Genomic DNA, 12,223 nt, shown 5'->3' on the forward strand with positions numbered 1-12,223 from the left:
CTTATCCTTTCACGGCGCCCGACATCAGACCGCGAACGAAGTAGCGGCCGGACACGATGTAGACGATGAGCGTTGGCAGGGCGGCGAGAATCGCGCCCGCGAAGTGAACGTTGTATTCCTTGACGCCTGTCGAGGACGAAACGAGGTTGTTGAGCGCGACCGTCATCGGCGTCGAATAGGGGCCGGAGAAGGAAGCGCCGAACAGGAAGTCGTTCCAGATGTTGGTGAACTGCCAGATGACCGAGACGACGATGATCGGACCCGACGACGGCAAGAGGATGCGCCAGAAGATCTGGAAGAAGCTCGCGCCATCGATCTGCGCCGCACGCACCAGTTCGGTCGGGAAGGCCTCGTAGTAGTTGCGGAAATAGAGCGTCGTGAAGCCGATGCCGTAGACCACATGCACCATGATCAGGCCCCAGATCGACCCGGCAAGCCCGAGGATGCCGAGGATACGCGCCATCGGGATCAGCACGATCTGGAACGGGATGAAGCAGGACAGCAGCAGCATGCCGAAGAAGATGTTGGCACCGGGAAACCGCCACTTGGTCAAGACATAGCCGTTCAAGGCGCCGACGATGGTCGAGATCGCCACGGCCGGCACCACCATCAGGATCGAGTTGATGAAGAACGGCTTGAGGCCGGTCGGCTGCACGCCGATCTGCGCCGTCGACCAGGCCGAGAGCCAGGGTTCGATCGTCCAGGTCTGCGGCAGGTTGAGCATGCCGCCCTGGCGGATCTCGTCGAGCGGCTTCAGCGAGTTCACCACCATCACGTAGAGCGGCAGCAGCGAATAGAGCGCGAAGAGGATCAGCGCGGTGTAGATCAGCGCCCGGGTGAGGCGGTTGTGCGAGATGATGTTGTCTGGGCTCGGAGCGCTCATCAGCGTTTTGCTCCCCGGATTTCGGAATAGAGATAGGGCACGATGATCGAGAAGATCATCACCAGCATGATGATCGCCGAGGACGCGCCGATGCCCATCTGGTTGCGGGTGAAGGTGTAGGAATACATGAAGGTCGCCGGCAGCTCGGTCGCCTGGCCCGGGCCGCCGCCTGTCAAGGCGATGATCAGGTCGTAAGCCTTGATCGCGAGATGGGCGAGAACCACGAAAGCCGAGAGGAATACGGGCCGCATCAGCGGAATGATGATCCGGCGATAGATCGTCGAGGTCTTGGCGCCGTCGATCTGTGCCGCCTTGATGATTTCGTTGTCGACACCGCGAAGGCCCGCCAGGAACATCGCCATGATGAAGCCGGTCGACTGCCAGACCGCCGCGATGACGACGCAGTAGATCGCGTAGTTGCGATCCTTGATCCAGTTGAAGGAGAAGCTTTCCCAGCCCCAGAGATGCATGGTGTTCTCAAGCCCGATGCCGGGATCGAGGAACCACTTCCAGGCAGTGCCGGTGACGATGAAGGAAAGCGCCATCGGATAGAGGTAGATCGGCCGCAGGAAGCCTTCGGCACGGATCTTCTGGTCGAGCAGGATCGCCAGTCCCAGGCCAAGCACGGAACAAATGGCGATATAGAGCACGGCGAAGATCGCGAGATTGCTCACCGCCCGCCACCAGTGCGGCAGCGCCCACAGTTTCGCATAGTTGCTTAAGCCCACGAAATTGTAGGACGGCAGCATCTTGCTGTCTGTCATCGACAGAAAGCCGGTATAGGCGATGAAGCCGTAAACAAAGACGAGGACGATTAGGAAGCTCGGGGCAAGGACCAGCTTCGGCACCAGTTCCTGCAGTCGACTGCGGCTATCCATGAACGTTCACCACTTCTGGCGCTCGGCCGTCGGGAAGCCCCTGATTTCGGCACCTGCGCGAGGTTCTGGGTATCAGAGCGCCCCTCCCCGCGTCCCATTGGCCACGGCGGTTCGACGGCGCTCGCATGTCGGAATGGGTGTCCGGGGCGCCTGCAGCGCCGCGCGTCTTTCAAGACGCGCTAAGGTCGCCGCAACACTTAAGTTGCTGCATAATTTTGTCCTTAAATCCAATACGGAGCTAAGGAATTATGCAGTACGCGCCCCGGAACAAGCCCGTTACTTCGCAGCCTCGACGGCAGCGACCAGTTCCTTGACGGCCGCTTCGGACGTCAGTTCGCCGTTGAACTCCCGCGTCACGACGTCGTAGATCGCGTTCTTGACGGCAGCCGGGTTGGCATGGCCGTGCGCCATCGAACCGAAGAGCTTGCCGTTGGCATTGGCTTCGGCGAGGTCCTTGATGCCCTTCTTGCCGCAGGCGTCGAAGTCCGTGTCCGGAACATCGGTGCGGGCAGGAACAGAGCCCTTGACGACGTTAAAGGCCGACTGGAAGGTCGGGCTTTCGATGGCCGAAGCCATGGCGAGCTGCGCCGGGATCTTGTCTTCGGCAACCTTGAACATCGCGAACTGGTCGGAGTTGAAGGTAACCGCGCCCTGGGTGCCCGGGAAGCGCATGCAGACGAAATCGGTGCCAGGCACCTTCTTGGCCTTCAGGAATTCACCCTTCGCCCAGTCGCCCATGAACTGCAGGCCGGCCTTGTTCTCGATGACCATGGCGGAAGCGAGGTTCCAGTCGCGGCCGGAGAAGTTATCGTCGACATAGGAGCGCAGCTTCGTCATGCGATCGAAGGCTTCCTTCATCTTGTCGCCGCCGAGCGCCGCCGGATCGAGGTCGATGAAGGCCTGCTTGTAGAAGTCGGTGCCGAGCGAGAGCACGACGGCGTCGAAGATCGTCGCATCCTGCCAGGGCTGGCCGCCATGGGCGATCGGCGTGATCCCTTGAGCCTTGAAGTTGTCGAGAAGCGCGATCAGCTCGTCCCAGTTGGTCGGCTCCTTGCCGCCAGCCTTGTCGAGTGCCGCCTTGTTGATCCAAACCCAGTTGGTCGAATGCACGTTGACCGGCGCTGCGATCCAGTGGCCGTCATACTTCGAGAACTGCTGCAGGGCGGTCGGGATTACCTTGTCCCAGCCTTCCTTGGCAGCGGTCTCGTCGAGGTTGCCGAGTGCACCTTCCTTGGCCCAGTCGAGAATGTCGAAGCCGAGCATCTGCACCGCGGTCGGAGCGTTGCCCGCGGTAACGCGAGCGCGCAGAACGGTCATGGCTTCCGTACCGCCACCGCCGGCAACCGGCATGTCGGTCCAGGTGATACCCTTGCTTTCCAGATCCTTCTTCAGAACGTCGAGTGCGGCGGCTTCGCCACCGGACGTCCACCAGTGCAGAACTTCCACGTTCTCGGCTGCGCGCGCGGCGGTGGCCGCCATCATCAGCGCCACAACGGCCGTCGTCGTCATCAACTTGCGCATCGTTATCCTCCCGTTTGCAAGTTTTCGGGATGGAACCTCCTTCCACCCCGGAATTCGCGCCGCTCTAGCCAGCGGCTGGCCATTTAAAACGTTATAAATTCAGCAAGTCAAGCATTCCGCCACTTTGTACTTTAGCACCTTCGGAACCGTTTGAATTTACTGAATTATATAGCACACACTAGCTATTGCGGTGCAACAATCCGTACCGCAATGCGAGATTTAAAACGTTTTCATGATTCGATTGCCTAAGCGTTCGCTCCACGTTACAAAACCCGCTCTTGCCCGCTTTCAGGATGACTAGCATTGGCCGATCCCTCCAAGCCCGCCCACCACGAAGACAGTGGCGCTGCCGCCAAGCGCAGCAAGCCGACCCTTCGGACCATCGCGGAAATCACCGGCCTTGCGGTCACCACCGTTTCGCGCGCGCTTTCCGACGCGCCGCAGATCTCCATCGAAACCCGCAAGCGGGTGCGCGAGGTCGCCGATCAGATCGGCTACTCGCCCGACCGGGCCGCCCAGCGCCTGAAAACCGGCCGCACCAATGTCATCGGCGTGCTGCTCGACCCGCACGAGGAAATCCTCGGCTACGGCACCTCGATCATGAGCGGCATCGCCAAGGCGTTGCAGGGCACCGCCTATCACCTGATCGTCATGCCGAACTTCCTCAACTCGACCAATGTCGAAGCGGTGCACTACATCACCCGCAACGGCATGGCCGACGGCCTGATCTTCTCGCGCACGGAACCGCTCGATCCGCGCGTCCGGCTGCTGTCCGATCTCGGCTTTCCCTTCGTCACCCATGGACGTACGGAACTTTCGACCCCGCACCCCTATGTCGACTACGACAACTTCACCTTTTCCTACCAGGCGACGAAACGCCTGATCGCCAAGGGCAGGCGCAAGCCCGCCCTGATCAGCGGCCCCGCCGACTTCACCTTTGCCGGCCATCTGCAGCACGGCTTCATGACCGCCGTGCGCGAGGCCGGCTGCGCCTACGAGATCCTCTCCGGCATCGACCTCGACAGTCCCGCGGGCGCGATCCGCGACCGGATCCGCCAGCGCTACGCCGAGCCCGATCCGCCCGACAGCTTCATGTGCGGCGGCGAGGTCTGTGCATTGGCGACCATCACCGGCATGAGCGATTGCGGACTGACACTCGGCCGCGAATACGACATCGTCGCCAAGCAGACCTCGCATCTTCTCAGCGCCATCCAGCCGCAGGTCGAGACAATCTACGAGGACCTGACGGCGACCGGCGAGGACATGGGCCGCGTGCTGCTGCAGAAGATCGGCGGCGAGGGCGACGTCAGCAAGCTGCAACTGCTGCTCTGTCCGCAGATCCCATCGAGCTTCGGCGCGGCCGGCTGAGCGGACGGAACAGGCGCGCAGGGCGGCGTCATGTGACGCTGCGTGCTGCTGCCGTGTTCCTTTCCTGGTCCGCATGTCCTCTCCTCCCCTGTTCCAGCCTTAGCGCGGCATCCACCAGCCTGTGCGCGACCCCATATGCATGTTGAGCGTCTTGGTCTCGGTATAGTCTTCGACCGCGTGGCGGCCGAGCTCGCGACCGAGCCCGGATTGGCGATAGCCGCCGAACGGCAGCTCGGACGCGCCATCCATGAACGTGTTCATCCAGATGGTGCCGGCGCGCACGCGGCGGCCGATCGTAAGGCAGGTGTCGAAGTCGCGGCTCCAGACGCCGGCCGAAAGGCCGTAGTCGATCGCATTGGCGATCCGGATCGCTTCTTCCGTCGTCTCGAAGGTCAGCACCGAGAGAACCGGGCCGAACACCTCTTCGCGTGCCACCGCCATATCGGGCCGCACGGCCGAAAGGATCGTCGGGGCCATGAACTGCCCCATGCCAAGATCAAGTGCCGTGCCGCCATGAGCGACCGCAGCGCCGTCCCTGGAAGCGGCAGAAACATAGCCGGCGATCTTTTCCAGATGCTGCGGCGTGATGATCGCGCCGACCTGTGTTTGCGGGTCGAGCGGATCGCCGACCTTCACCTTGGCCGAAAGCTCGGCGATGCGGCGCGTCACCTCCTCGGCGATATCGCGATGCAGGATCAGCCGCGACCCGGCGTTGCAGCATTCGCCGGCATTGAAATAGGCGCCGAAGACGGCCGCATCGATGAACTCGTCGAGATTGGCATCCGGGAAGACGATCTGCGGGTTCTTGCCGCCAAGCTCCAGCGACACCTTCTTCAGCGTCTGCGCCGCACTCGCCATGGTCAGCCGGCCGACGCCGGTCGAGCCGGTGAAGGACACCATGTCGACATCCGGGTGGCTGGTCATCGGCGCACCGACCTCGGGCCCGGTGCCGGTGATGATGTTGACGACACCGGCGGGAACACCGGCCGCTTCCAGGATTTCGCCGAGCAGCAGGGTCGAGGCCGAAGTCAGTTCCGACGGCTTGACGACCGTGGTGCAGCCTGCGGCGAGCGCAAAGGGCAGCTTCTGGCTGACGATCAGGAACGGGAAATTCCAGGGCGTGATGATCGAGACGACACCGACCGCTTCGCGCAGCACGACGCCAAGCGTGCCGTCGCCGAGCGTGTTGTAGCTTTCGCCATGCAGGTCGCGCGCCAGCGCCGCGGCATAGCGCCAGATATCGGCGGCACCGCCGAGTTCGCCCTTTGCCTGGCTGATCGGCTTGCCGGATTCGATCGCGTCGAGATAGGCAAGTTCATCGGCCCGTTCGGCGATGATGTCGGCGGCACGCAAAAGCACCAGCGAGCGCTGCGACGCGGTCATGCGCGGCCAGGTGCCTTCGTCGAAGGCGCGGCGCGCGGCGGCAATCGCCTTCTCGGCGTCTGCCTTGGTGCCGGCCTGATAGCGGCTGACGACGACGCCGTGACCGGGCGCCACGCGTTCGATCGTGCGTCCTTCGGCGCTGTCCACCCATTTGCCGTCGATCAGCATCTGGAAGGCGCGGACCTTGTGACCTTCGATCGGCTTGGGTTTCACGAGCACGGTCATTACCATTCTCCCTTGAATTGGGCTTCACGCTTCTCGGAGAAGGCGGCGACACCTTCCTTGAGGTCGCCGGTCTTGGCGACGAGGATCGAGCCGAGCGCCTCGACCGCGGCACCATTGTCTTCGCCATTTGCCGAAGCGATCATCAGTTTCGAAATTTCGAGCGCCGCGGGCCCGCGCCTGGCGACACGCGCCGCATAGTCGCGGGCGGCAGCAAGCGCCGTGCCGGTTTCGACCACGGCATCGACCAGGCCTTCGGAAAGAGCGGCCTCGGCCGTGAGCATCTCGCCGCCGAGCACCATGCGCCTGACGATCTGGGCACCGAAGCGCGAGACCAGGCGCTGCGTGCCGGACCAGCCCGGCACCATGCCGAGGCTCGTCTCCGGCAGGCCGATCTTGATCTGCGTTTCTGCCAGGCGGATGTCGGCGGCGGCGGCTAACTCCAGCCCGCCGCCGAGCGCGTGGCCATTGAGCGCGGCGATGACCGGCATGCGCAGCGTCGCCAGCCGCTCGAAGACGCGGTGACCGAAACGCACCCAGTCATGACCGAAGGCGGGCGCGTCCATGTCACCCCAGGCCTTGATGTCGCCTCCGGCGGAGAATGCCTTGCCTTCGCCAGTGAGGATGACGACGCGGACGTTGCGATCGGCCTCGACCATATCGCAGGCGGATGCCAGCGCCTTCAGCATATCGATGTCGAAGGCGTTGAGCTTTTCCGGACGGGCGACCGTCATGGTCGCGATCGCTCCATCCACCTCAATGCGGATACGGCCCTCAGCCACGCGCGCCTCCCTCAAGCCGGCGTGCCGGCTTCTTCGGCAATTCGAGTCCGATGGGAGCTTCCCGGAACAGGGAGGCATCCATTGTCTTCAGCTTGTCGGAAACGAGCAGCCGGAACTCGGACTGGTCGAGAATATGTGCCTGCAGATCGACGCCCGGCGCGATCTCCGTCAGCATGACGCCCTGAGGCGTCAGCTTCATCACGCATCGCTCCGTCACATAGGTGATGTCCTGGCCCTGCTCGATGCCGCGACGGCCGGAGAAGGTGACGTGCTCGACCTCGTTGACCAGCTTCTTCAGCTTACCTTCCTTTTCGATCACCAGCTTGCCATCGGCGATCGCGAGCTTGGCGCCCGCGTTGAACATCCCGGAGAAGACGATCTTCTTCGCCCGCGCGGTGATATCGACGAAGCCGCCGGCACCCGCCGTTACATGTGGACGGAACGAGAGCTTCGACACATTGACCGAGCCGTTGCGGTCGATCTCGAGGAAGGAGAGCAGCGAGGCATCGAAGCCGGCGCCCTGGAAATAGGTGAACTGGTAAGGCGAAGGCATGAATGCATCGGCATTCGAGGCGCAGCCGAAGGCGAAATCGAGAAGCGGCACGCCGCCGACGGCGCCCTGCTCGATCACCCAGGTGACCGCACCATGCAGCCCCTCTTCCAAAAGGATGCGCGGCACGTTGGCAGAAATGCCGAAGCCGAGATTGACGGCGCTGCCGGCTTGCAACTCCTGCGCCACCCGGCGGGCAATCACCTTCTGGATGTTGAACTCCGGCACGCGGAAACTGTCGAGCGGCCGGAAGATCTCGCCGGAGATCGCCGGATCGTAGAGCGTCTGGGTTGTCTGCTTCTGGTCGGGATCGACGATGACATAATCCACCAGGACGCCGGGCACGCGCACGTCGTGCGGCTTCAGCGACCCTTCCTTGGTGATGCGCTTGACCTGGGCAATGACGATGCCGCCATTGTTGCGGGCGGCGAGCGCCTGGTCGAGGCCGCCGAGATAGGCGCCCTCGTGCTCGTAGGTGAGGTTGCCGCGCTCGTCGGCGGTCGTCGCGCGGATGATCGCGACCTCAGGCGCGATCGCCTTGAAATAGAGCCAGTCCTCACCCTCGAACGAGACCTTCTTGACCACCGGCTCCGCGGCCGCCGAAGCATTCATGGCGCAGCCTTCGCGCGACGGGTCGACGAAGGTATCGAGCCCGACCTTGGTCATCACGCCCGGGCGCCTGGCGGCCGCTTCGCGATGCATGTCGAAGAGGATGCCGGAGGGAATATTGTAGGCAGCCACCTCGTTGGCGCCGATCATCTGCCAGATCAGCGGGGGCTCGGCGCTCGACGGACCGGACGGATAGGAGCCGCCGATGATCTTCTTCAAGAGACCCTTCCTGGCGATGTAGTCGACACCCTTGATGCCGCTCATGTCGCCGGCGGCGATCGGGTGCAGCGTCGTGAGATCGCGTGGGTGACCGGTCGTCTCGAAGCGTTCTCCGATCGCCTTCAGCATCAGGTCGGGGCAGCCGAGACCGCTGGATGACGAGACCGAAACCACCGCTCCATCCGGGATCAGAGCAGCCGCTTCGGCCGGCGAGATATGCTTGTTCATCGACATGAGTTCAAAGTCCCGTTTCGATCGCCACCGCCTGGCCGGTCGCAGCCGCCTTGACGACGGCAAGACCGGTCGCCAGCGACCAGACGCCGTCTTCGCCCGAGGCCGACGGTTGGCCTTCGCCTCTGACGGCGGCATGGAATGCGGAAAGTGCGGTTTCGTAGAGATTGCGATGGTCGAGCGTGAGTTCCGTCTCGCCATCGGCATTGCGCAGCGTCACGGTTCCGACCGGTCGCTGGGTCATGACCTTGCGGCCGATCAGCGAACCTTCGGTGCCATGCACCTCGAGGCCGGTCTCGGCGAAGCGCACGGTGAAGGCGTCGTGGAACTGGGCGATGACGCCGGAGCGGAAGTGGAGCACACCCATGACGCCGTCCTCCAGACCTTCCTTGCCCATGCCGGCACTGTGACTGATGGCGACAGCTTCGATCGGGTCGTCGTTGAGAATGAAGCGCAGCGTATCGGCATCGTGCACGGTGATGTCGAGGATGACGCCGCCGCCGGCATCCGGCCGCTCCAGCCGCCAGCCTTGGAGATGCGGCGGCAGGTAGACCGCGTGGAAGACCCGCGCGGCAATCGGCCGGCCGATCTTGCCTTCGGCGATTGCATCGCGCATGGCGCGATGGGTGGCCGCGTTGCGCAGGTGATGGTTGGTGGCGAGCACGACGCCCGCCTCCTGTGCCGCCGTCACCATTTGACGCGCATCCTCCAGCGTCATCGCCAAGGGCTTTTCGCAGAGCACGTGCTTGCCGGCGGCGATCGCTGCCAGCGTCTGCTCACGGTGCAGTTCGTTGGTGGTTGAGACATAGACGGCATCGACATCGGGATCGCCGACGAGCTCCGCGACCGAGGTCACCGACTTGGCGATGCCGTTCTCTTCGGCATAGGCGGCACCACGCTCGGCGCTGGTGCTCATGACGGAAACGACATCGCCTCCGGCGGCGCGGATCGCGCCGATCACCCATTCGCGCGCAATCGTGCTTGCGCCGATCAGACCCCAACGCGTCATGCCAATGCCTCCCTTTTTCTTTCGACCGCAGCACCGCAGCTCTGGCGGACGACGAGACGGACCGAACCGACGATCGCTTCCGGCTCCGCCTTCCCGGCCTTGATCTGCTTCAGCAGCAATTCGGCGGCCCGCTGGCCCATGCCCTGCGGATCGACGGAAACCGTCGTCAGCGCCGGCACGGCGGTCTTCGCCTCGATCACGTCGTCGAAACCGATGACGGCAAAATCCGCGCCCGGCTCCAGCCGCCGCGCCCTCAGGCCGTCGCAGACGCCGAATGCAACCGCATCGTTGAAGCAGAGCGCTGCCGTCGGCCGGTCGGCGAGCATCATCGCCTGCTCCACCGCCGTCACGCCGCCGGCACGCGATGGCGCCGAACCGATGATCAGCGCATCGGAGACCGGAATGCCGGCCTCGCTGAGAGCATCGCGATAGCCGCGCATGCGCGCCTCGAACACGGCGGTATCCGGAAAACCGCCGAGGAAGGCGATGCGCTGGTGACCGCGCTCGATCAAATGCCGCACGGCAGCCATGGCGCCGGCGTGGTTGTCGGAGGTCAGCGACGAAACATGGGCGCCGGCAATGTCGCGCACGACCAGAACGACGGGAATGCCGCTGGCGACGAGCGGCGCGAGATCCGCCGCTTCCGTGCCGCGCGCCGGCGACACGATCAGGCCGGAAACACCGTGCTCGCGCATCGATGCCACCACTTCGCGCTGGCGTTCGACCTTTTCGCCGGTATTGGCGAGAAACTGCACGAAGCCCGCCGACTGCACCACGGCATCGACGCCGACGGCGAGCTCCGCAAAGAAGCTGTTGGTGAGATCGTTGACGACGATGCCGATGATCTTGGACTTCGCCTGGCGAAGATTGGCGGCGCTGCGATTATAGACATAGCCGAGGTCGCGGATGGCGGCATTGACCTTGGCGCGCGTCGCCTCGTTGACGAGCGAGCTGCCCTGGAGAACGAGCGACACGGTCGACTTCGACACGCCGGCGGCGCGCGCAATATCGATGACCGTTACCCTCTCCTTGACCACAGCATCCTCCCGAATTCTCTCGCCTGCTTTCCTCCTTCATAATTGGAACGTTCCAATTTCGTCAAGAGACGGCTGATCACTTTTTTCTCCCACACACTCTCATTGCATGATTGATCAGCCTCGTTTACCGATGCCAATAGAGATTTTTATCATGATAATACGATGAAAAATAAAGATATATTCGCGACTTCTTCATCAGCGATCCGGCGTGGGTCACACATCCAAAAACATTGCCGCTTGCCATTTGGAACGATCCAAAGTATTTCAAGACAAATTTCCGCGGAGGAGACCGACCCCGATGACAAGCCTGACGCTGCCGCGCCAAGACGGCTCGCTCGAACACTACCGCCTGGCGGGAACCCCGATCGAACGGCCGCAGACGCCACCGACCTTCAACCGCATTGCCTATGCGGCCGCCCATGTGGTCTCGGATCCGCTTCGCGATCTCGATCCCTGGGGCAATCCGGCGATCGACTGGGACGCAACGATGGCGTTTCGCCACCACCTCTGGAGCCTGGGCTTCAAGATCGCCGAGGCGATGGATACCGCCCAGCGCGGCATGGGCCTTGCCTGGCCGGGCGCGCAGGAGCTGATCCGCCGCTCGCTTGCCGATGCGCGGCAGGTGCCTGGGGCCGACCTTGCCTGCGGCGCCGGGACCGACCATCTGGCGCCCGCCGACACACGATCGCTGGACGACGTGATCGCCGCCTATGAGGAGCAGGTCGGGTTCGTCGAGGGCGAGGGGGGCAGGGCGATCATGATGGCAAGCCGGGCGCTCGCCCGTGTCGCGCGCTCGGCCGACGACTATCGCCACGTCTACGGGCACATCCTTCGCCAGACCCGGCACAAGGTCGTGCTGCACTGGCTGGGCGACATGTTCGATCCGCAGCTTCGTGGATATTGGGGCTCCGAGGATTTCGATCAGGCGCTCGATACTGTGCTCTCGATCATCGAGGCCAACCGCGACAAGGTGGAAGGCATCAAGATCTCGCTGCTCGACAACACCAAGGAAGTGGCGTTGCGCAATCGCCTGCCCGAAGGCGTGCTCTGTTTCACCGGCGACGACTTCAACTATGCGGAACTGATCGAAGGCGACGGTACGAAGTTTAGCCATGCCTTGCTCGGCATCTTCGACGCGGTGGCACCCTCGGCCTCCAAGGCGCTCACCGCTCTCGCGAAGGGCGACCTCGCCACTTTCCGCGGCGTGATCGAGCCCACCGTGCCGCTGTCGCGCAAGATCTTCGAAGCACCGACCCAATACTACAAGGCCGGCGTCGTCTTTCTCGCCTGGCTGAACGGTCATCAGCGCCACTTCACCATGCCGGCGGGCATGCAATCCGCCCGTGGAGTGCTGCACTATGCCGACATCTTCCGCCTCGCCGACCGCGCCAATGTGCTCGACCGGCCGGAACTGGCGGCAGAGAGGATGAAAAGCCTGCTATCGACCTTGGGCGTGGACCAGGGCGCGTAAGGAAAATCAGATGGCGCCCCTGTGAGACGCCACCTGCACGTGACTTGAACCCGGAGGGCC

10 protein-coding genes are annotated in these 12,223 nt (G+C 63.4%); 2 read left to right on the forward strand and 8 right to left on the reverse strand.

What is annotated here, in order from left to right; translation table 11 throughout:
• Position 1: 1 nt before the first annotated feature.
• The 3 genes from AC1Z3V_RS16855 to AC1Z3V_RS16865 form a co-directional block, all read right to left on the reverse strand.
• On the reverse strand, positions 2-883 hold the full coding sequence (locus AC1Z3V_RS16855) for a carbohydrate ABC transporter permease (RefSeq protein WP_483500523.1): 882 nt from the start codon (positions 881-883) through the stop codon (positions 2-4).
• Complete coding sequence (locus tag AC1Z3V_RS16860) at positions 883-1,761, reverse strand: carbohydrate ABC transporter permease (protein WP_429814510.1); 879 nt, start codon at positions 1,759-1,761, stop codon at positions 883-885. The genes AC1Z3V_RS16855 and AC1Z3V_RS16860 overlap by 1 nt, the downstream gene beginning before the upstream one ends.
• A gap of 276 nt (positions 1,762-2,037) precedes the next feature.
• Positions 2,038-3,270, reverse strand: a complete 1,233-nt coding sequence (locus tag AC1Z3V_RS16865) for an ABC transporter substrate-binding protein (RefSeq protein WP_429815206.1) — start codon at positions 3,268-3,270, stop codon at positions 2,038-2,040.
• Positions 3,271-3,585: 315 nt separating this feature from the next.
• Here AC1Z3V_RS16865 and AC1Z3V_RS16870 point away from each other — a divergent pair, with 315 nt between their 5' ends.
• The gene (locus AC1Z3V_RS16870) at positions 3,586-4,650 is read left to right on the forward strand and encodes a LacI family transcriptional regulator (RefSeq protein ID WP_483500525.1); all 1,065 of its coding nucleotides are present in this window, start codon (positions 3,586-3,588) and stop codon (positions 4,648-4,650) included.
• Positions 4,651-4,749: 99 nt separating this feature from the next.
• Here AC1Z3V_RS16870 and AC1Z3V_RS16875 read toward each other — a convergent pair whose 3' ends face one another.
• The 5 genes from AC1Z3V_RS16875 to AC1Z3V_RS16895 are packed head-to-tail and all read right to left on the reverse strand — an operon-like array spanning position 4,750 to position 10,692.
• The gene (locus AC1Z3V_RS16875; RefSeq protein ID WP_483500526.1) at positions 4,750-6,258 is read right to left on the reverse strand and encodes an aldehyde dehydrogenase family protein; all 1,509 of its coding nucleotides are present in this window, start codon (positions 6,256-6,258) and stop codon (positions 4,750-4,752) included.
• Positions 6,258-7,037: an enoyl-CoA hydratase/isomerase family protein gene (locus AC1Z3V_RS16880; protein WP_483500528.1), complete on the reverse strand. Its 780-nt coding sequence runs from the start codon at positions 7,035-7,037 to the stop codon at positions 6,258-6,260. Before AC1Z3V_RS16880 ends, AC1Z3V_RS16875 begins: the two co-directional genes overlap by 1 nt.
• On the reverse strand, positions 7,030-8,649 hold the full coding sequence (locus AC1Z3V_RS16885; protein WP_483500530.1) for an acyl CoA:acetate/3-ketoacid CoA transferase: 1,620 nt from the start codon (positions 8,647-8,649) through the stop codon (positions 7,030-7,032). Before AC1Z3V_RS16885 ends, AC1Z3V_RS16880 begins: the two co-directional genes overlap by 8 nt.
• A 4-nt stretch (positions 8,650-8,653) precedes the next feature.
• Positions 8,654-9,655, reverse strand: a complete 1,002-nt coding sequence (locus AC1Z3V_RS16890) for a Gfo/Idh/MocA family protein (protein ID WP_483500532.1) — start codon at positions 9,653-9,655, stop codon at positions 8,654-8,656.
• Positions 9,652-10,692 (reverse strand): LacI family DNA-binding transcriptional regulator, encoded by a 1,041-nt coding sequence (locus AC1Z3V_RS16895; protein ID WP_483500534.1) that lies wholly within the window; start codon positions 10,690-10,692, stop codon positions 9,652-9,654. The genes AC1Z3V_RS16890 and AC1Z3V_RS16895 overlap by 4 nt, the downstream gene beginning before the upstream one ends.
• Positions 10,693-10,990: 298 nt before the next feature.
• Between AC1Z3V_RS16895 and AC1Z3V_RS16900 the strand changes: the two genes are divergently transcribed.
• Entirely contained in the window at positions 10,991-12,163 is a 1,173-nt protein-coding gene (locus AC1Z3V_RS16900) for a dihydrodipicolinate synthase family protein (RefSeq protein ID WP_483500536.1), read from the forward strand.
• The last annotated feature ends 60 nt before the right edge of the window (positions 12,164-12,223 follow it).

The organism is Ensifer sp. 38_S197, from assembly GCF_056924495.1.

Coding starts and splice junctions, on each gene's coding strand:
- AC1Z3V_RS16855 (WP_483500523.1), bottom strand. CDS start 883: ATGAGCGCTCCGAGCCCAGACAACATCATCTCGCACAACCGCCTCACC.
- AC1Z3V_RS16860 (WP_429814510.1), bottom strand. CDS start 1,761: ATGGATAGCCGCAGTCGACTGCAGGAACTGGTGCCGAAGCTGGTCCTT.
- AC1Z3V_RS16865 (WP_429815206.1), bottom strand. CDS start 3,270: ATGACGACGACGGCCGTTGTGGCGCTGATGATGGCGGCCACCGCCGCG.
- AC1Z3V_RS16875 (WP_483500526.1), bottom strand. CDS start 6,258: ATGACCGTGCTCGTGAAACCCAAGCCGATCGAAGGTCACAAGGTCCGC.
- AC1Z3V_RS16885 (WP_483500530.1), bottom strand. CDS start 8,649: ATGTCGATGAACAAGCATATCTCGCCGGCCGAAGCGGCTGCTCTGATC.
- AC1Z3V_RS16890 (WP_483500532.1), bottom strand. CDS start 9,655: ATGACGCGTTGGGGTCTGATCGGCGCAAGCACGATTGCGCGCGAATGG.
- AC1Z3V_RS16900 (WP_483500536.1), top strand. CDS start 10,991: ATGACAAGCCTGACGCTGCCGCGCCAAGACGGCTCGCTCGAACACTAC.